Source organism: Mesorhizobium sp. CNPSo 4688 (assembly GCF_057784295.1).
Map to the genome: position 1 here is coordinate 187,594 of NZ_JBWLUY010000007.1, position 19,049 is coordinate 206,642.

The window sequence follows — 19,049 nt, forward strand, 5'->3', positions numbered from 1 at the left end:
CACGCAGCGCAACGTCAGGGCAGCCGTCAGGTCTTCTGCAGGGCGACGTGGACGCCCAGTCCAACCAGCACCGCCCCGCCGGCCCGCTGCATCATCCGCTGCGCACGGCTCGAACGCCGCAGCCGGCCGATGACCGCACCGGCCAAAAACACGCAGACGATATCGGCAGAAGAAAACATCAGATTGACGATGGTGCCCAAAACGACGAACTGCAGCCAGACCGGAAGCGCCGCCGAAGCGTCGATGAACTGCGGCAGGAACGCCATGAAGAAGATCGCCGTCTTCGGATTGAGCACCTCGACGGTGATGCTCTCGAAAAAGGCCCGTCGCGCCGATTTCCGCTCGATCGCCGGCAATTTCGCATCGCCCTCCCCGCGCTTGCGAAACAGCGAGACACCGAGCCAGATCAGGTAGAGCGCGCCGATCAGCTTGACCGCCATGTAGAGCGGCGGCACGGCGTGGAACAGCACCGACAGGCCGGCGGCCGCGGCAAAGACATGGAAATAGCCGCCAAGATGGATGCCGAGCGCCGCCGTCAGCCCTGACCAGCGCCCGCGCGCCATGGTCTGCGCGGCCGCGTAAAGCATGGCTGGACCCGGGATATAGGCGAAGATCGCCGTGGTGACGAAAAACGCAATGAGCAGTTCGGTCGACGGCATTTTTGTCCCTCACTATGCGAGCTTCGACTGAGGCGGGAGCCTTGCAGCCCCCAGTGGCGCAGCCGCCTGCTTCATCGACAGCCCGGCTGGGCTCCCTTATAAGGGCCGGAATCGCAAGCAACCAGAGGCCTTCATGATCATCGTCACGGGCGGCGCCGGCATGATCGGCTCCAACATCGTCGCCGCACTCAATGCCGAGGGCCATGACGACATCCTGGTCGTCGACGACCTCACCGACGGCCACAAGATTGCCAACCTGGCCGATCTCAAGATCGCCGACTATCTCGACAAGGACGAATTCCTGCCGCGCCTGGAAGCCGGCGACCTCGGCCGCATCGAGGCTGTGTTCCATCAGGGCGCCTGCTCGACCACCACCGAGTGGAACGGCAAGTACATGATGGAGGTGAACTACGCCTATTCGAAGCGGCTGCTGCATGCCTGCTTGGCGCTGCGGGTCCCCTTCCTCTACGCCTCCTCGGCCTCCGTCTATGGCGGCGGCTCCGAGTTTCGCGAGGATCCAGCGCTCGAGCGGCCGCTTAACGTCTATGCCTATTCGAAGAAACTGTTCGACGACTATGTCAGGCGCACCGTCTTCGATACCGATCATTCGCCGGTGGCTGGCCTGCGCTACTTCAACGTCTATGGGCCGCGCGAGGCGCACAAGGGCGCCATGGCGTCCGTCGCCTTTCATCTGTTCAATCAGGTCGGGCGTGGTGAAAACCCGAAACTGTTCGGCGCCTATGACGGGTTCGGGCCAGGCGAGCAAAGCCGCGATTTCATCCATGTCGGCGACGTCGCCGACGTCAATCTGTGGCTTTGGAAGCGGGGCTCAAGCGGCATCTTCAATTGCGGCACCGGCCGCGCCCAGCCTTTCCGCGCCATTGCCGAAACCGTCATCGACACGCTTGGCAAGGGCGAGATCGAGTTCATAGAATTCCCCGTCCATCTCAAGGGCAGCTACCAGAGTTTTACCCAGGCTGATATGTCCCGCTTGCGCGCAGCCGGCTATAACGGGCAATTCCGCAGCGTGGAAACCGGCGTCAGAGACTATGTCGAATGGCTGAAAGCCCAACGATCCTCGTGATCGGCCCACGCTGGGTGGGCGACATGGTCATGGCGCAGTGCCTGTTTTCGGCGCTGAAGGAACTCCATCCCAACGCCGCCATCGACGTGCTGGCCCCGGCCTGGGCAGCCCCTTTGGTCAAGCGCATGCCTGAACTGCGCCAGCAGATCGACTTTCCTCTGAAGCCCGGCGCACTCGAATTCACCATTCGCCGCCGCTTCGGCCGCCTGCTGCGCGGCCGCTACGACATGGCGTATGTCCTGCCGGGGAGCTGGAAATCGGCGCTGATCCCGTTCTTTGCCCGTATTCCACGTCGCTTCGGCAATTTGCGCGAAATGCGCTATGGCCTGCTGACCGACATCGTTCCGCTGCCCGACAGCGTCAAGCGGCGAACCGCGCAGGCCTATTTCGGTCTTGCCCAAGGCGGCCATTTTCGGCCACCGCGGCTCACCGTCGATGCCGGCAATCAGAAAGAGCTTCTTATCCGCTTCGATCTGCAGCCGGGAAAATTCGTGGCCATGATGCCCGGCGCCGAATTCGGTCCGGCCAAACGCTGGCCGAGCGAAAGCTATGCCGGCCTTGCCCGGGAGATGATGGCCAAGGGGTTCAAGGTGGCGCTGTTCGGCTCGAAGAACGATCGCGACGTCACCGCCGAGATTGCGGCACTGGCGCCCGGCGTCGTCGATCTCGCCGGCAAAACGCGGCTGGAAGACGCCATCGACCTGATCGCGGCGGCCAGGCTGGCCGTGTCGAACGACAGCGGGCTGATGCATGTCGCGGCCGCCGTCGGAACGCCGGTCGTTGCCGTCTACGGTTCGACCTCGCCGGAAAACACGCCGCCGCTTGCCGAGCAGCGCGAACTGATCTGGCTGCATCTATCCTGCTCGCCCTGCCACCAGAAGGTCTGCCCGCTCGGCCATCTCAACTGCCTGAAGACGCTCGATGTCGCCAAGGTAGCGGCCGCGGCCGACCGGTTGCTGGAAGTCCCGGCCGCCGCATGAAGGTGCTGATCGTCAAGACGTCATCGATGGGCGACGTCATCCACACCTTCCCCGCCGTCGAGGATGCGCGCCACAACCGCCCCGATATTTCCTTCGACTGGTGCGTTGAAGAGGCCTTTGCCGGCATCGTCGCCCTGCATCCTGCGATCGCAACCATCCACAAAGTGGCGGTCCGGCGCTGGCGCAAGCAGCTTTTCGACAGCGGTACATGGCGCGAGATGGCCGGCCTGCGCCGGGAACTGCACGCGAGCCAGTACGATCTGGTCATCGATGCGCAAGGGTTGTTGAAGTCGGCCTTTGTCGCCATCCAGGCCGGCGCGCCGGTTGCCGGTTTCGACCGCGCCAGCGCGCGGGAGCCCTCGGCAACGTTGTTTTACAAGCGCAAATACGCCGTGCCGCGTGATATGCACGCCATAGAACGCACGCGGCGATTGTTCGGGCTGGCGCTTGGCTACGAGCCGGATTTATCGGCGCTGGAATCAGGGATTGTACCGCCGCCTCGCGGCCTGGCCGACATCGACGGCAAAACAGCTTTCCTGCTGCACGGCACCAGCCGCGAGGACAAGAAATGGCCGGCCGAAGACTGGATCGGAGCCGCTCGCCTGCTGGTTGGGCGGGGGATGACGCTGGTCACCACCTGGTCGAACGAGCGCGAGAAGGCCGTGGCCGAGGCGATCGCGCAAGCGGTGCCGGCAACAATCGTGGTTCCGAAATCGCCTCTATCCGATATCGCCGCGATCCTCGGCCGTTCGACACTGGTCATCGGCGCCGACACCGGCCTGACCCACCTCGCCAGCGCCTTCGGCCTGCCGACGGTCGCGGTATTCCTGGCGACGGAGCCGGGGTTAACCGGCCCGCGCGGGCAATATGCCTCAACGCTGCTGGCCGCATCAGGGGAGCGCTTAACGCCGGCTGAGGTTGTGGCGGAAGCTGAAAAGCAACTGGCGCTCAAATCACGAGCGCCGGCTTAGAACCTTTCGGAATTATCTGAGGTGCTAAATAAACTGCACCTGGACGATCTCGTAGCCCCGTGCGCCGCCGGGCGCATTGACCTCGATGGCGTCGCCCACTTCCTTGCCGATGAGCGCGCGTGCGATCGGCGACGAGATCGAGATGCGGCCCGATTTCACGTCCGCTTCCTGGTCGCCAACGATCTGGTAGGTCTTCTTTTCCTCGGTGTCCTCGTCGACCAGCACCACCGTGGCGCCGAACTTGACCTTGTCACCGCTGAGCTTGGTGACATCGATCACTTCGGCCCGCGCGATATAATCTTCGAGCTCGTTGACGCGGCCCTCATTGAGGCTCTGCGACTCCTTGGCGGCATGATATTCGGCATTTTCGGACAGGTCGCCATGCGAGCGCGCTTCGGAGATCGCCTCGATGATGCGCGGCCGCTCTTCCTGCTGGCGCCAACGCAGTTCTTCCTTCAATGACGCGAACCCCTCGCCTGTCATCGGGACCTTGTTCATGATGCCTAACCTTTCCTGCCGCCACCCCCGCGTTTCGGGGAAAGCCTTGTCGATGGGTACAAAAAGAAAACGGGTCCGGCAGCCTCGGGCTAACGGAACCGTTTCACCGCAATTTCCCCTAATATAGCGATCTTCGCGCGCTTTTCACGCTGAAAAAGCGGGCTTTTGAAAAATCATGAGCCGATTGTGCAGTTGCCGTCGCGGAATGCGCGTTGTGTTGCGGCCAAGACAACAAAAAGCCGGCTGCGATTGCTCGCAGCCGGCTTGAGAAGCCATTGGGGTGGGGTCAGCTTCTCATGAAATGGTAAATCTGTTCGGCCAGCATGCCGTATTCGCGCGAGCCTTTGCCGGTGCGTTTCTCGATCTCGGCCAGCTGCTCCTGGGCGCCGACCAGGTCGCCGATCTGCAGATGCGCCTCGCCGAGATATTCGCGCACCAGCGTGTAATCGGGATTGATGCGCAGCGCTTCCTCGTAATAGCCCAGCCCGACCGTGACGCGGCCGGAATGGCGGTGCGAATAGCCGAGATAGTTGAGGATGCGCGGATCCTGCTTGTTGGCGGCCAGGCTGAGCACGGCGATCGCCTCATCATAGCGCCCGGCCATCGCCAGATCGTGGCCGGCCTCATAGATGTTGTCGTCGTCGAGCATGCCGTACTTCGGCGCGACGCATTTCTTGAGCTTCTTGTCCCAGACCTCGCCCTTCTTGCATTTCGTGCTCCCGCCGTCGCCGCCTCCGCCGCCCTCGCCGGCGGTAAATGCTGGCGCCGCAAACAGCGGCAGAGCGACAACAGCTAGAACTTGAATCAGCAAACGTCTGCGCATCGAAGCCTCCTTGAGGGATAATGATGAAATGCTAACGCCAGGCGGACGCCATTTCATCCCGGAAAAGCCGCGCCGCGAAAACTATTTGCCAAAACCGCTTCAAAAGACAGGCGCGCGAGTCGGAATCCCGCCGGCGGTGAGCGGAGCAGGCGCCGAACGGACGTGACGCGCGCTGCAAATCCGCTATCATCCGGGAAATGACCAGCGGAGTGCGAGAGAGTGCAACAGCGCCGTGAACGGGAATGGGAGCTATCGATCGGCCCGGACACCGTGCGCCTGTTCATTCTTAAAGCAAAGGGTCTGAGCGCTGCCGTCAACGAAGACTATACCGACGGCGCCGAGCATGAGGTCGAGTTCGACGGCGACACGCACGACAATCACCACCATGACGGGCTTGCAGAGGAGAGCTCTGAAAACCTCACCGAGGAAGAGCTGCGCGAACTGATCAACGACCTCAATGTCGACGAGGCGGCCGAATTGATCGCGCTGGCTTGGGTCGGCCGCGGCGACTATGACGCAGCGGAGTGGTCCGATGCGGTGGCCGCCGCGCGCGAGCGCGCCAACAAGCGCACAGCAAAATATCTGCTCGGCATGCCGCTTCTGGCCGACTGGCTGGAAGAAGGGCTGGAGGCGATCGGCGCGTAACGCCGGGGTAACCGATCGTGATCGGGCGCATGCGCTTTCTGGGCAACCTCCGCTAGCCCACGCCGTTTAGGACCGATGGCGGCGCTTGTCTTTTCCAGAATGTGCGGGTTGGCGCTGGCCATGGTGGTGGCCGGATTGCTTGTTGCGCCTGCCGATGCGAAGCATAGACGGTCTCAAAAGCCTTCTTGGGTTGAGCAACTGCTGACGGGCGACCAGCCGTCGAAGCCGCGCAGCAAGCATCGCCTGAAATCACGTAGCAAGCGGCTTGTCGCGCCGAACCAGGCAGGGCCAAAAACGCCGGGTCCGCAACCCTCGCCTGGCGATGTTCCGGTGCCCGAGGCTCGGCCCGCGGAGGCGCAGAAGACCGACGCCGCAAAGACCGAAGAGCAGAGGACCGAGGGCCAAAAGGCCAGTGCTGCGCCCAACCGGTCCAATGACGATCGGTTCAATGAAGAAAAGTCCCGTCAGAAAAAGCAGGCTCGGCCCGGGCCGTCAGCCCCGGAGTCGCCGGCCACCCAGCCGTCAACCAATACGGAAAGCGAGTCTGAGCCGCCTGCCGGGGTGCCGGTTCCGACACAAAGGCCCGACGTCGCAAAGCCGGAGGTTGAGCCGCCCGTCGTCGCCCCGCAGCCGCCCGAAAAACCCGCGGATGCAGACAAGAAGATGCTCCCCGACCCCCGCTCGGCCGATCTGCCGGATGCAAAAATGCCGGCGGAGGAAGTTGCCTGTCGCGAGCGGCTGACGGCGCTTGGCGTCGAGTTCGAGGAGCACAAGGCGGAAAGCAATCCCGAAATCGGCTGCTCGATCCCCTATCCTATCGTGTTGAAGTCGCTCGGAAAATCCATCGCCATCGGGCCGACGACCGAGCTCAACTGCCCTATGGCCGAGGTCGCCGCCCGCTTTGCCGCCAATGTCGTCCAGCCGGCGGCAAAGGCTGAATTCGGCGCCGACCTGAAATCGATCAACCAGGCATCGGCCTTTGTCTGCCGGCCGCGCAATGGCACGCGCAAACTGTCGGAACACGCCTTCGGCAACGCCCTCGACATCGCCAGCTTCACCTTGTCGGACGGCAGGAAGATCGAAATCGGTCCAACGCCGCCCGAAAAGGACGGAAAATTCCTCAACGCGGTGCGCAAGGCTGCCTGCGGGCCGTTCAAGACTGTGCTCGGACCGGGCGCGGACTCTGATCACGCCCTACATTTCCATCTCGATCTCGAACCGCGCCGGCACGGCGGCACCTTCTGCCAGTGATCGTCCGCCTGCCGCATTTCAGCCGCAGGCGTGAATGCGGCCGCTGAGTTTTCCTTTACCCTTGATCGTTAAAATGCCGGACATCTAGGGACAGGGATTCCGCCCATGGCCGGAATATTTCGCGCCGCCGCGATGGTCGCGCGCCAATCGAAACGCGCAGCGATGGTGACCGCCGGCCTTGCGCTGGCCGCCGTTTCTGCCTGCAACACCGGCAGCGTGCTGTCGCTGCAGCCGGCCGTCGATGTCGGCGCCCAGACTTCTGCCGTGCCGCAGTATGAAGGCATGCAGAAGCTTGTCCCGTCCAATCCCTACATGACCGCCGCCTATCCGCGCATGGACGAGCCGATGTCGGAGCCCGAGCAGATGCCGGCCAGCGAAACCGACTGCCGTGGAGAATTGCGGCGCCTCGGCGTCGTCTACACCGACATCCAGCCAATCCATGAGGGACAGTGCGGCATCGACTATCCGGTCAAGGTTTCGGCCATTGGCGGCATCCAGATGAAACCAGCGGCGACATTGACCTGCGACATGGCCGCCAGCTTCGCCGCCTGGACGAAGAACGAACTGGTTCCCTCCGCCCGCTGGCGCTATTTCTCCGGCGTCAAGACCATCCACCAGGGCTCGAGCTATTCCTGCCGCAACATCGCTGGCGAAGGTGTTTTGTCCGAGCACGGCAAGGGCAACGCGCTCGACGTCATGAGCATCGAGCTTAACAATGGCGACGACATCGACGTGCGCAAGCCCGGCCTGTTCGCCTTCCGCACCCGTGGCTTCCTCAACAATGTGCGCGCCGACGGCTGCCAATATTTCACCACCGTGCTCGGCCCCGGCTACAATTACGACCACCGCAACCATTTCCATTTCGACATCAAGAACCGCAAGAGCGGTTACCGCGCCTGCAGGTAGCCGGCTCTTTGCCAAAGCCCGGTTACGCCGCATAAGGTGACGCCTCGCAAGCAGGCGGCGACAGGTGGGACAGAAAAGCCTCAGACGACGCGCAACGATCTGGCTTGCGGCTTTCGTGGCCGCCTGGCTGGCGCTCGCCTATGTCGCCGCACCTGAATTCTGGACATTCAGGGATCGCGGCTTTCGCAAACAGACCTTCGAGATGGTGACGCACACGCCGCAAGGCATTCCTGGCGACCCGATCAATGTCGGCCTTGTCGGCAGCGAAAAGGAGCTTGTGCATGCCTTCGCCGTGGCCGGCTGGGACACGGCCGACGGCGTGACGCTGAAGACCGCGATCGAAATCGGGGAAAGCGTGCTGTTCGATCGTCCCTATCCCGACGCCCCGGTCAGCCGGTTGCTGTTCGAAGGCCGCGCCCAGGACCTCGCCTTTGAAAAGCCGGTCGGCGACAGCGCCGACCGGCGTCATCATGTCCGCTTCTGGCGCACCGATGCGACCGGCGACGATGGCCGCCCGCTCTGGCTGGGCTCGGCCAGCTTCGATCGTGGCGTTGGGCTGAGCCACGACACCGGCGCCATTACCCACCATATCGGCCCCGACATCGACGCTGAGCGCGATCTCGTGATCCACGACCTGACTGCGGCCGGCATGGTGATCTCGGTGAGCGATATCCCCGGCATCGGCGCCACCAAAGCCGGACGCAATGGCGGCGGCGATCCCTATTTCACCGACGGCAAGGCCATCGTCGGCGTGCTCAGGCAACTTCCCTGAACCACTGTCATTTTTCAAAAATCAACGCGGACTATTTTCCAGCGGCCTGCGGCAATGCTATTGACCCCTGATGCTATACGTCGAAATCGCTATCGTGGTCGTCCTCATCTGCGTGAACGGCCTTCTATCGATGTCCGAGCTTGCCATCGTTTCGTCGCGCCCGGCACGGCTCAAGGCGATGATCGACCGCGGCGTCAATGGCGCCGGGCGGGCGCTGGCGCTCGGCTCCAACCCCGGCAAATTCCTGTCGTCGGTGCAGATCGGCATCACCTTGGTCGGCGTGCTGTCGGGCGCCTTCTCTGGTGCCACGCTGGGCGACAGGCTGTCCGTCTTCCTGGCCTCGACCGGCATCCGCGAGAGCGTCGCCGACCCGCTCGGCGTCGGCATCGTCGTCGCCATCATCACCTATTTCTCGCTGGTCGTCGGCGAACTGGTGCCCAAGCAGATTGCGCTGCGCGATCCGGAACGCGTTGCTGCCCGCGCCGCTCCGGCGATGACCATCCTTGCCACTGTCTCGGCGCCGCTCGTCTTCCTGCTCGACATTTCCGGCCGCGCCATATTGTGGCTGCTCGGCCAGCGCGGCGAGAGCGAGGAAAAGGTCACCGACGAGGAGATCAAGATGCTGGTCGCAGAGGCCGAGCATCACGGCACCATCGAATCCGACGAGCGGCGCATGATTGCCGGCGTCATGCGGCTCGGCGATCGCGCCGTGCGCGCGGTGATGACGCCGCGCACCGAGGTCGACTGGATCAATCTGCAGGCCGATGAGAGCGCCATCCGCAAGCTCTTGATGGACACCCAGCATTCGCGCCTGCCGGCCGGCGATGGCGGCGTCGATGTCATGGTCGGCGTCGTCCAGACCCGCGACGTGCTGGCGGCGATGCTTGCCGGCCGCCCGCTCGACCCACGCAAGCACGTGCGCGCCGCCCCCATCGTCTATGACCAGGCCGACGCGTTGGACGTGCTGCAGAAGCTGAAGGATTCCGACGTGCCGATGGCCCTGGTGCATGACGAATACGGCCATTTCGAAGGCATCGTCACCCCCGCCGACATTCTCGAAGCCATCACCGGCGTCTTCCGCGCCGACCTCGACGCCGGCGAGGAGGAAAACGCCGTCAAGCGCGAAGATGGTTCATGGCTGCTCGCCGGCTATATGCAGGCCGACGAGATGGCCGAAGTTCTCGGCATCGACCTGCCGGAGAACCGCGACTACGAGACCGTCGCCGGCTATGTGCTGTCGCACATGCACCATCTGCCGGCGACCGGCGAATGCGTCGATGCGCAAGGCTGGCGGTTCGAGGTCGTCGACCTCGACGGCCGCCGCATCGACAAGCTGATCGCCACCCGCCTGCCGAGCGGCCATCGCGAAGTGGTGCGCTGACAACAGCGCGGCTTCAGACCGCAGCTTCGATCGGTTCGGCAAGTCTGGGATTGGAACGCGAGGCGATCAGGCAACTGGCAACGATCAGGGCGGCGCCAGCCAGCGTGGTCCAGGTCGCCGCCTCGTCGAAGAACAGCCAGCCGAACACGATCGCCCAGATGAAGGCCGAATACTCGGTCGGGATCAGATATTGCGCTTCGGCGCGCGCATAGGACCAGCTCATCAGGTATTGGCCGGAGAGCGACAATGCCGTCACGCCGGCCAGGGAAAGCCAGAGATTGCCCGGCAGGGCGACGGCGAGCCAAGGCGCGGCGGGAAGAAGGACGGCGGCAACGCACAGGTTCTGGAACAGCATGATCTCGACTGGTTTGGCCACCAGCGCCTGCCGCCGCGAGAGGATCAGATTGTAGGCGTAGAACACCGTCGATGCGAGCACAGCCACCGTACCAAGCAGGGCATCCCCGGTGTAGTTCCCTTGTCCGAACTGTCCGGCCATGATGATGACGACACCAGCGATGCCCGCCAGCGACGCCCAGATCGCCTGGCGCTGTATGCGTTCACCCAAGAGCAGCGCGGCCAGCAGAAGAGCAAACAGCGGCGCGACGAAACTAAGCCCGATCCCATCCGCCAGTGGCAGCCTGGCAAGGCCCCAGAAGAACGACAGCAGGACGATACCGACGACGATGGCGCGTAGCGCGTGCAGTCTGAGCACCGAGGGCGTGGGAAGCGAGCGCGGTCCCGCCGCCCAGGCCGTGCCCGCGACCACGGTCGCAAGCATGCTGCGCCACAGCACCGTGTTGTAGACGCCGACGGCGATGACCAGCACCTTCATCGCCGCATCCATGGCCGACAGAAGGAAGATCGCAAGCGCGCAGACCAGCACCGGGATCATGGGGGAAACGACGCCTGTCAGGCTGGGTGATTTCACGGGTCCGCTCATATGATGGATCGCGGCCGATATATCAGGGCAAAACGGCAGGGCCAGATGGCAGCCCTGTCCATATGCCGGTCCAAGGCAAGTTTGCCTCAGTGCGCGTCCGGCGGCGGCGCCTTCGGTGTGACGTTGCGCAGGAACGGGACCAGCGCGGTGGCGATGACGAAGGCGACCATGATGACCAGGAACGCATCGGCATAGGCCATGGTGGAGGCCTCGCGATAGGCCAACTGCCAGAGCTGCTTCAGCGCCGCGGCATGACCATCGTCGACAGCACCCGGCAGCTGCCCATAGCGCTGCCCGACATTGTCGAGGAGCCGCATCGCCGCCTCGTTTTGCGGCGTCAGATGCGAGGCAATGGTCAGAAAATGGAAGTTGGTGCGGTCGTTCAGGATCGCGCCACAAATGGCAATGCCGACGGCGCCGCCCAGATTGCGCATCGTATTGAACAGGCCGCTGGCATATTTCAGCCGCTCCGGCGGCAGGCTGCCGAGGCCGAGATTGACGCTTGGCGCGACGGCGAAGACCTGCGGAAAACCACGAAAGATCTGCGGCAGAAGCAGCTCGGCCGCACTCCACTGGCTGGTGATGGCGCTAAAGCTCCACATCGAGGCGCCGAAAGATGCCAGCCCGAACATCATCAGCCAGCGCGTGTCGAAGCGCTTGGCGAGGAAAATGTAGACGGGCACGCCGACCATCGAGGCGACGCCGGTGGAAAACACCGCCACCCCGGTCTGGAAGGCGTCGTAGCCGCGGACATAGCCGAGGAACAGCGGCGTCAGATAGATCGTGGCAAAGATGCCGATGCCGGTGACGAAGGAAAGGAAGCAGCCGATGGCAAAGTTGCGGTTGCCGAAGGCGCGAAAGTCGACCACCGGCTGCGCATAAGTCAGGCTGCGGATGACGAACAGAACCAGGGTAACGCTGGCAATGATGGCGCCGTTGCGGATCGTTGCGTCGTCGAACCAGTTCCAGCGCGTGCCCTCCTCCAGCACATATTCGGCCGTGCCGAGGCTGACCGCCATCAGCACCATGCCGATATAGTCAGCGCCCTTCAGCAGCGACGGATCGGCCTTGTCGATCTTGACCAGAGCCGCGACGAGGATGGTGATGATGGTGCCGGGAATGACGTTGACATAAAACAGCCAATGCCAGTTCAGCGTGTCGGTGATCCAGCCGCCGATGACGGGGCCGAGCGTTGGCGCGATCGACGCGATGCTGCCGACCACCGCCGCCGCATAGACCCGCCTCGGCCCCTGGAAATAGTGGAACGACGAGGTGAACACCGTCGGGATCATCGACGCGCCGAGCAGCCCTTGCAGTGCGCGGAACACGATCATGCTTTCGATGCTCCAGGCGAAGCCGCACAGCATGCTGGCCAATGTGAAGCCGGCTGCCGAGAAGGTGAACAGCCAGCGTGTCGAAAACACGCGGGTGAGCCAGCCCGACAGCGGGATGACTATGATTTCCGCCACGAGATAAGAGGTCTGCACCCAGCCGATCTGGTCCTGCGCCGCCGACAGGCCGCCGCCAATATCCTGCAGCGAGGACGCCACGATCTGGATGTCGAGCAGCGCGATGAACATCCCGACGCACATCACCATGAACGGCAGGATGCTGGTGATGAAAGACTGCGGGCGCTCGGACATGATGCCCTCAGCGTGACGCGGTATCGACGGTGACCGTTGTCGACAGGCCCGGCCGCAGCGCAACCTTCTGCGCCTGGTCTTGGTCGATCGTGATCCGGACCGGGACACGCTGGACGATCTTGGTGAAATTGCCGGTCGCATTCTGCGGCGGGATCACGCTGAAGATCGCTCCCGTCGCAGGCCCCAGGCTGGTGACGTGGCCTTTCAGCGGCGCATCGGGTGCAATGTCGGTATAGACCGTTGCCGCTTGCCCGTCGGTCATGTTGCGCAGCTGGTCTTCCTTGAAATTGGCGTCGACCCACAGGCCCGATGCCGGAACGATCGTCAGCAGATAGCTGCCCGGCGAGACATAGGTGCCGACTTGCGCCAGCCTATTGCCGACGACGCCGTCGATGGGTGAGCGTATCTCAGTGAAGCCGAGATCGAGCTCGGCCGTATCGACATCCGCCTTGGCGGCCGCCACCGCAGCGGTCGCTTCCGCAATCTGGGTGTTGAGCACGTCGAGCTGCTGCCTGGCGGCTGCGAGCCCGGCGCGCGAGGCGGCAACGGTAGCCTTGGCCTGACCGTCGGCGGCGAGGCTTCTCTGCGCATCCTGCTGCGTTCCGGCCCGGGTGCTGGCCAGCACTTCATAGCGCTTGGCATCCTGGGCGGTGAAAGTCGCGGCGGCGCTCTTGGCTTCGAGGTCGGCCTCGGCCTGCTCGATCACCGAATTCTGCAGCGATATCTGGGCGCGCAGATTGTCGAGGGCCGATTGCTGCTGCTGGACGGACGCCTGAGCATGCTCCAGCGCCGCCTTGAACGGCCGGTCGTCGATGCGGATGATGAGCTGTCCGGCGGCGACGTGCTGGTTGTCCTCGACAAGGATCTGATCGATGTGGCCGGCGACGCGTGGCGCCAGCGGCGTGACATTGCCGCCGACATAGGCATCGTCGGTCGAGACGAGGAAGCGGCCGGCCTGCCACCAGTCGAAGCCATACCATCCGGCGGCACCGACGACGATCACGGCTGCCAGCGTCAGCCACGGCTTGCGACGCTTCTTGGCAGGCGCGGGAACTTGCACGACCGATGGCTGCACCGGCTGCAACTCGGCAGCGGAGAGAACCTTGTTCATTTGCCCCGCGCCTCATCCGACCTATGCTCGATCACTGTGTTCTCCACCAGCGGAAGGCCTGAGCCTTCGCTGCTGAAGCGATAGCGCTGCCGCATACGGTCGGTGGCGGTCGGCCCCGTCGCCAGGGTGAAGCCCTCGCTGTCGAGTTCCCTGCCAGTCTCGCGGTCGACCAGAACCGGCTCGGCCCAGCGTCCATCCGCCCTGTCCGCCACCACCAGGCTCGGGCCTTCGGGTGCCAAATGCTTGTTGCCCCAGGCGAGCAGCGAAAGCAGCACCGGGCGGAAATCGCGCGCCTTGGCGGTCAGCACATATTCATGGCGAAGCGGCCGTTCGCAGTAGACGCGCTTTTCGAACAGGCCGCGCTCGACCAGGCTGTTCAGCCGCCGCGTCAGAATGTTGGGCGCAATGTCCAGGCTCTTCTGAAACTGATCAAAGCGCGTCAGGCCCTGAAATGCGTCCCTGAGCAGCAGGATGCTCCACCACTCGCCGACAGCGTCTAGGCTGCGCGCGATGGGGCATGGGCGGTTTTCGAAGCTTGTCTTTGCAACCATGACAGCCGTCTCTTTCATGATGAAAGTTACAAATAGCCAAGTTAGTTGCATTATGCAAGTCACTGAGGCGTGATCGCGGATAGGCACCGAAAGAAAGGGGCGAGACCGCGCGCTCGGCGCGCGTGGTCGTCGGCCAATCGTTCGGCGCCGACGACATCAACGCCCAGACCGCGCCGATCCAGGGCCCGGCTGGTCGAGAACCTTGGCCTCGGCATGCTCGCCGAACCGCGCAAGGCCAAGGCAGCGGTTTGATTGAAGGGCCGGCACCGCACCGGCCCCTGCCCGCCCACTGCCCTTCGGAGCCGAGCGTGCGTTCTTCAAGTAAAATTGTATATATATACTTTCTAATATAACGGAAATAGTGTTGCTTTGCAGTAACTGTCAGAAAAAATCGATTTTTAATAGTTCGAGCGTAGGACAAGACAAAAGTGCCAAGTTAACGTGCGGGCGCTTCGGTCGGCGCGCGCCGACCAGGCTGCAAACATCGAGATTGTATTGGCGGCCAAAGGCGGGGGCGATCCATGAAATCGAGCAATGGCACGGTTGCGTTGCGCATGGCGGGGCGGATTTTGGCGAGCGAGCGACCTTCCGCCGTTGCGGTCCTTACTGTCGCCCTTGCGCTGAGCACCGCGCCGGCTTGGGCTGATGGCGGCAATGGAGCCCCTGCAGGTGCCGGACAAGGTGGCGTGGATGGCGCGCTCGCAAGCGCCACGGGTCAGAATGCCGCCGATGGCGCGACCGCCGGTGGCGGCGGCGGCGGCGTTGACCTCACGACGGGCAATGGCGCGCCAGGCGGTTCGGGAGGGACAGCTCTGACATTCAACGCCCCAAACGGCACTCCAGGTGCGACCGGTGCCACGGGCCAGGTCATTTCCACAAGCGGGACCATCTCCACCGGCGTCAGCGGTGGGACCGGCGGTGCGGGCTCCAATGGCGTCAGTGGCGTGGTCAGGGGCGGCGGAGGCGGTGGTGGCGGCGTCGGCGTCAGTGCCACGGCCGACACTGTCGTTACTGGCAGCGGATCGGTCATAGGCGGCACGGGCGGCATTGGAGGCTCCAACTCCAATGGTGGTGGCGGCGGTGGCGGCGTCGGCGTGTTTTCGACAGCCGACGTAACCGTAGATGCCGGCGGCAGCGTCACGGGCGGTGTTGGCGGCCGAGGCAGCACTCAGTCCGGGGGCGGCGGCGGCGCGGCCGCCATCGTCCTGACCGGCGGCGGAACGGTACAGAACAGCGGAAATCTGCTCGGGGGAACAGGCGGAAGAACCCTCGCCGCGGCGGGCGGTGGCGACGGCGGAGCCGGTGTTCTCCTGCTTTCGGGCGGAACGGTCATTAACGGCACGGGGGCGACGATCGTCGGCGGGATTGGCGGTCAGGCCGGGGCGACCGGGACGGCCGGCGATGGCGGTGCCGGGATCAAGGGCGCCAACATCGCCGTCGTCAATGCGGGCACGATCAGCGGCGGTGCCGTCGGTGCAGGGGGCGGAACGCCGACAGCCGGTAAAGCCATCCAATTCACCGGCGGGGTCAATTCGCTCGAAATCTGGTCGACTTCGACCATCGCGGGCAATGTGGTTGCGTTCAGCACCGCCGATACTTTCAAGCTTGGTGGCGATACCACCGCCAGTTTCGATGTCTCCCAGATCGGCCCTGGCGCCAAATATGACGGGTTCGGGCTTTACGAGAAGACGGGAAACAGCACCTGGACGCTGACAGGGACGACGACCGCCGTCACGCCCTGGACATTGTCGGGCGGTGTCCTGTCGGTATCCGCCGACAATAATCTCGGCGACGTCGCGGGCGGCCTGACCTTCAACGGCGGCGTATTGCAGGTGACCGGCACCAGCTTCACCGGCACGTCCCGCGCCATTACCTGGGGTCCTTCCGGAGGCGGCTTCGACATCGTCGACGCCGCCAATGATTTCACGGTAAGCCAAACGCTGACAGGCGGCGGACCGCTGAGCAAGCTTGGCGCGGGCACGCTGATCCTGACCGCCGACAACAGCTACGCCGGCGGCACGACCATCTCCGGTGGCACGCTGCAGCTCGGCAATGGCGGCACGGCCGGTTCGATCACCGGCGACGTCACCAACAATGGCGCGCTCGCCTTCAACCGCTCCGACATCTACACCTTCGCCGGCGCCATCTCAGGCAATGGCTCGGTGAACCAGATCGGCACCGGCACCACGATCCTGACCGCCGACAATAACTACGCAGGCGGCACGACGATCACCAGCGGCACGCTGCAACTCGGCAATGGCGGCAACAGTGGCTCAATCATCGGCGATGTGGCGAACAACGGCACGCTCGCCTTCGACCGCTCCAACACCTACAGCTTTGCCGGCATCATTTCCGGCACCGGCGCGGTGAACCAGATCGGCATCGGGATGACAGTGCTTACCGGTGCCAACACCTACAGTGGCGGCACAACGATTTCCGCCGGGGTCCTGTCAGTGTCGGCAGACAACAATCTCGGCGATGCCGCGGGCGACCTGACGTTCAATGGAGGCATATTGCAGGTGACCGGTACCAGCTTCACCGGCACGTCCCGCACTATTGCCTGGGGGCCTTCCGGCAGCGGCTTCGACATCGTCGATGCTGCCAACAATTTCACGGTCAGCCAAACGCTTGCGGGCGGTGGTCCACTGAGCAAGCTTGGCGCGGGCACGCTGATCCTGACCGGTGACGACAGCTACACCGGCGGCACCACCATCTCGGCTGGCACCCTGCAGCTCGGCAATGGCGGCGCCAGCGGCTCCATCATCGGTGACGTCACCAACAACGCCACGCTGGCCTTCAACCGCTCTGACACCTCCATCTTTGCCGGCGTCATTTCCGGCAGCGGCAAGGTGAACCAGATCGGCATCGGCACCACCGTGCTGACCGGTGACAACAGTTACGCCGGCGGCACCATCATCACCAGTGGCACGCTGCAACTCGGCAATGGCGGCACTGCTGGCAGCATCGTCGGCAACGTGATCAACAACGGCACGCTCGCCTTCGACCGCTCCAACAATGTGACCTTTGCCGGCGCCATCTCCGGCAGCGGCACGGTGGTGCAGCAGGGCGCGGGCAGCACGACGCTCACCGGCACGAATACCTACAGCGGCGGCACAACGGTTGCCGCCGGCCGGCTGATCGGCCAGGCGGCGAGCTTCGGCACCGGCGACATCCTCGACAATGCCGTGCTCGTCTTCGCCCAGCCGGTCGACGCTACCTTTGCCGCCGCCATCAATGGCAGCGGTTCGCTCATCAAGACTGGCCTCGGCAATCTCAACCTGACCGGCACCAGCACCCTCAACGGCGCGACCACGATCCAGGCCGGCAAGCTTTCGGTGAACGGCTCGCTGGCCAGCTCCACAGTAACTGTCCTCTACGGCGGCGCGCTTGGCGGCAATGGCATGGTGGGCACCACGACGCTTATGGCCGGAGGCGTGATCGCGCCGGGCAATTCGATCGGCACGCTGACGGTCAATGGCAATTATGTCGGCGCTGGCGGCACACTCGAGATCGAAGCCATGCTCGATGGCGACGCCTCCCCCGCCGACAAGCTCGTCATTACCGGCAACACATCAGGCACAACCAATGTCAGGGTGGTCGCTCTCGGCGGCAGTGGCGCTCAGACGATCGACGGCATCAAGATCGTCGATGTCGGCGGCACCTCGGCCGGCACCTTCAGCCTCCAGGGCGACTATGTCTTCGAGGGCGACCAGGCCGTGGTCGCCGGCGCCTATGCCTACCGTCTCTTCCAGAACGGCGTCTCGACGCCGGCCGACGGTGACTGGTATCTGCGCTCCGCACTGATCCCGACCGCACCGCTCTATGCGCCCAGCGTGCCGGTCTACGAGGCCTATGCCGGCGTGCTGCAGAGTTTCAACCAGCTCGGCACGCTGCAGCAGCGCATCGGCAACCGCTCATGGGCACCGCAATCCGGTGCGGGCGGCGGCGTCGAGACCGGCAACCCGATCTGGGGCCGCATCGAAGCGGCGCACAGTGAATTCGATCCCGGCACGAGCACGACCGGAACCGACTATGATTCGGACCTCTGGAAGCTGCAGGCCGGTCTCGATGTCCTGCTTTCCGAAACGGCAGCCGGCGTGGTGATCGGCGGCGTGACCGTTCACTACGGCACGGTGAAGTCTGACGTCTCGTCGGCGTTCGGCCTCGGCTCGATCGACACGACCGGCTACGGCGTCGGCGGCACGTTGACCTGGTACGGCAAGAACGGTTTCTACGTCGACACGCAGGCGCAGCTGACCTGGTTCGACAGCGATCTCGATTCCGAAACGCTTAGCCGGAGGCTCGCCGACGGCAATAACGGCTTTGGCTATAGTCTCGGCATCGAGGCCGGACAGAAGATTGCACTTCAGGGCAACTGGTCGCTGACGCCGCAGGCGCAGCTCAGCTATTCCTCGGTCGATTTCGACACTTTCACCGACCCCTACGACGCCGTCGTCTCCAATGGCAGCAGCGACAGCCTTGTCGGCCGCATCGGCCTGTCCGCCGACTATGAGAACAAATGGAAGGACAAAGCCGGCCAGTCGAGCCGCTCGCATGTCTATGGCATCGCCAACCTTTACTACGATGCCCTCGACGGCTCCGATGTCGATGTGTCGGGCGCCACGCTCACCAGCGAGACGCAGGCGCTTTGGGGTGGGCTGGGGCTCGGCGGCTCGCTGAGCTGGGCCGATGACCGCTACGCCGTCCATGGCGAGTTGCTCGCGCGCTCGAGCCTGGAGGATTTCGGCGGCAGCTACGCCGTCGGCGGCTCGGTGGGCTTCAAGGTGAAATGGTAGTCCGGAGCCGGCCTTCCCTGGGTGCAGGCCTTCGCCTT

Annotated in this window: 16 protein-coding genes; 9 read left to right on the forward strand and 7 right to left on the reverse strand. The window is 64.0% G+C overall.

The features are described from left to right. Nucleotides 1-26: 26 nt before the first annotated feature. Complete coding sequence (locus AC04SH_RS14945) at nt 27-659, reverse strand: LysE family translocator (protein WP_488575600.1); 633 nt, start codon at nt 657-659, stop codon at nt 27-29. Between the two features lie 133 nt (nt 660-792). On the opposite strand from AC04SH_RS14945, the gene rfaD reads away from it, so the two are divergent. From rfaD to waaC, 3 genes are read left to right on the forward strand one after another with little or no spacing between them, the layout of a single operon-like run. Beyond that, on the forward strand, nt 793-1,743 hold the full coding sequence (rfaD, locus tag AC04SH_RS14950) for an ADP-glyceromanno-heptose 6-epimerase (protein ID WP_488575601.1): 951 nt from the start codon (nt 793-795) through the stop codon (nt 1,741-1,743). Next, on the forward strand, nt 1,716-2,723 hold the full coding sequence (waaF, locus tag AC04SH_RS14955) for a lipopolysaccharide heptosyltransferase II (protein WP_477236829.1): 1,008 nt from the start codon (nt 1,716-1,718) through the stop codon (nt 2,721-2,723). Before rfaD ends, waaF begins: the two co-directional genes overlap by 28 nt. Then, on the forward strand, nt 2,720-3,694 hold the full coding sequence (waaC, locus tag AC04SH_RS14960; RefSeq protein WP_477236827.1) for a lipopolysaccharide heptosyltransferase I: 975 nt from the start codon (nt 2,720-2,722) through the stop codon (nt 3,692-3,694). Before waaF ends, waaC begins: the two co-directional genes overlap by 4 nt. 24 nt (nt 3,695-3,718) lie before the next feature. On the opposite strand, the gene greA is transcribed toward waaC, so the two are convergent. Together greA and AC04SH_RS14970 are read right to left on the reverse strand one after the other, a co-directional pair. Next, nucleotides 3,719-4,192, reverse strand: a complete 474-nt coding sequence (greA, locus tag AC04SH_RS14965; RefSeq protein WP_181058741.1) for a transcription elongation factor GreA — start codon at nt 4,190-4,192, stop codon at nt 3,719-3,721. Between the two features lie 286 nt (nt 4,193-4,478). Further along, the gene (locus tag AC04SH_RS14970; protein ID WP_477236825.1) at nt 4,479-5,015 is read right to left on the reverse strand and encodes a tetratricopeptide repeat protein; all 537 of its coding nucleotides are present in this window, start codon (nt 5,013-5,015) and stop codon (nt 4,479-4,481) included. Between the two features lie 219 nt (nt 5,016-5,234). Here AC04SH_RS14970 and AC04SH_RS14975 point away from each other — a divergent pair, with 219 nt between their 5' ends. From AC04SH_RS14975 to AC04SH_RS14995, 5 genes are all read left to right on the forward strand, one after another. After that, nucleotides 5,235-5,660, forward strand: coding sequence for a DUF3775 domain-containing protein (locus AC04SH_RS14975; RefSeq protein WP_112561002.1), 426 nt, complete (start codon nt 5,235-5,237; stop codon nt 5,658-5,660). A 663-nt stretch (nt 5,661-6,323) separates the two neighbouring features. Then, nucleotides 6,324-6,911 carry an extensin-like domain-containing protein gene (locus AC04SH_RS14980; RefSeq protein WP_488575602.1) on the forward strand — a complete coding sequence of 196 codons (588 nt, stop codon included), beginning with the start codon at nt 6,324-6,326 and terminating at the stop codon, nt 6,909-6,911. 105 nt (nt 6,912-7,016) lie between these two features. Further along, nucleotides 7,017-7,817, forward strand: coding sequence for an extensin-like domain-containing protein (locus AC04SH_RS14985; RefSeq protein ID WP_477236819.1), 801 nt, complete (start codon nt 7,017-7,019; stop codon nt 7,815-7,817). A gap of 64 nt (nt 7,818-7,881) precedes the next feature. Beyond that, a complete protein-coding gene (locus tag AC04SH_RS14990) occupies nt 7,882-8,589 on the forward strand; it encodes an LssY C-terminal domain-containing protein (RefSeq protein WP_488575603.1) in 708 nt (235 codons plus the stop codon). Between the two features lie 70 nt (nt 8,590-8,659). Then, entirely contained in the window at nt 8,660-9,970 is a 1,311-nt protein-coding gene (locus AC04SH_RS14995) for a hemolysin family protein (protein WP_477236816.1), read from the forward strand. A gap of 13 nt (nt 9,971-9,983) precedes the next feature. On the opposite strand, the gene AC04SH_RS15000 is transcribed toward AC04SH_RS14995, so the two are convergent. The 4 genes from AC04SH_RS15000 to AC04SH_RS15015 form a co-directional block, all read right to left on the reverse strand. Then, the gene (locus AC04SH_RS15000) at nt 9,984-10,910 is read right to left on the reverse strand and encodes a DMT family transporter (protein WP_488575604.1); all 927 of its coding nucleotides are present in this window, start codon (nt 10,908-10,910) and stop codon (nt 9,984-9,986) included. 86 nt (nt 10,911-10,996) lie between these two features. Continuing rightward, the gene (locus tag AC04SH_RS15005) at nt 10,997-12,553 is read right to left on the reverse strand and encodes a DHA2 family efflux MFS transporter permease subunit (protein ID WP_488575605.1); all 1,557 of its coding nucleotides are present in this window, start codon (nt 12,551-12,553) and stop codon (nt 10,997-10,999) included. Nucleotides 12,554-12,560: 7 nt separating this feature from the next. Then, nucleotides 12,561-13,664: an HlyD family secretion protein gene (locus AC04SH_RS15010; RefSeq protein WP_488575606.1), complete on the reverse strand. Its 1,104-nt coding sequence runs from the start codon at nt 13,662-13,664 to the stop codon at nt 12,561-12,563. Beyond that, nucleotides 13,661-14,215, reverse strand: coding sequence for a winged helix-turn-helix transcriptional regulator (locus AC04SH_RS15015; RefSeq protein WP_488575607.1), 555 nt, complete (start codon nt 14,213-14,215; stop codon nt 13,661-13,663). The genes AC04SH_RS15010 and AC04SH_RS15015 overlap by 4 nt, the downstream gene beginning before the upstream one ends. A gap of 521 nt (nt 14,216-14,736) precedes the next feature. Between AC04SH_RS15015 and AC04SH_RS15020 the strand changes: the two genes are divergently transcribed. Next, complete coding sequence (locus AC04SH_RS15020; RefSeq protein WP_488575608.1) at nt 14,737-19,011, forward strand: autotransporter outer membrane beta-barrel domain-containing protein; 4,275 nt, start codon at nt 14,737-14,739, stop codon at nt 19,009-19,011. The last annotated feature ends 38 nt before the right edge of the window (nt 19,012-19,049 follow it).

Coding starts and splice junctions, on each gene's coding strand:
- greA (WP_181058741.1), bottom strand. CDS start 4,192: ATGAACAAGGTCCCGATGACAGGCGAGGGGTTCGCGTCATTGAAGGAA.
- AC04SH_RS15020 (WP_488575608.1), top strand. CDS start 14,737: ATGAAATCGAGCAATGGCACGGTTGCGTTGCGCATGGCGGGGCGGATT.
- AC04SH_RS15010 (WP_488575606.1), bottom strand. CDS start 13,664: ATGAACAAGGTTCTCTCCGCTGCCGAGTTGCAGCCGGTGCAGCCATCG.
- AC04SH_RS15015 (WP_488575607.1), bottom strand. CDS start 14,215: ATGGTTGCAAAGACAAGCTTCGAAAACCGCCCATGCCCCATCGCGCGC.
- AC04SH_RS15005 (WP_488575605.1), bottom strand. CDS start 12,553: ATGTCCGAGCGCCCGCAGTCTTTCATCACCAGCATCCTGCCGTTCATG.
- waaF (WP_477236829.1), top strand. CDS start 1,716: ATGGCTGAAAGCCCAACGATCCTCGTGATCGGCCCACGCTGGGTGGGC.
- waaC (WP_477236827.1), top strand. CDS start 2,720: ATGAAGGTGCTGATCGTCAAGACGTCATCGATGGGCGACGTCATCCAC.
- AC04SH_RS14945 (WP_488575600.1), bottom strand. CDS start 659: ATGCCGTCGACCGAACTGCTCATTGCGTTTTTCGTCACCACGGCGATC.
- AC04SH_RS15000 (WP_488575604.1), bottom strand. CDS start 10,910: ATGAGCGGACCCGTGAAATCACCCAGCCTGACAGGCGTCGTTTCCCCC.
- AC04SH_RS14980 (WP_488575602.1), top strand. CDS start 6,324: ATGCTCCCCGACCCCCGCTCGGCCGATCTGCCGGATGCAAAAATGCCG.
- AC04SH_RS14970 (WP_477236825.1), bottom strand. CDS start 5,015: ATGCGCAGACGTTTGCTGATTCAAGTTCTAGCTGTTGTCGCTCTGCCG.
- AC04SH_RS14985 (WP_477236819.1), top strand. CDS start 7,017: ATGGCCGGAATATTTCGCGCCGCCGCGATGGTCGCGCGCCAATCGAAA.
- AC04SH_RS14995 (WP_477236816.1), top strand. CDS start 8,660: ATGCTATACGTCGAAATCGCTATCGTGGTCGTCCTCATCTGCGTGAAC.
- rfaD (WP_488575601.1), top strand. CDS start 793: ATGATCATCGTCACGGGCGGCGCCGGCATGATCGGCTCCAACATCGTC.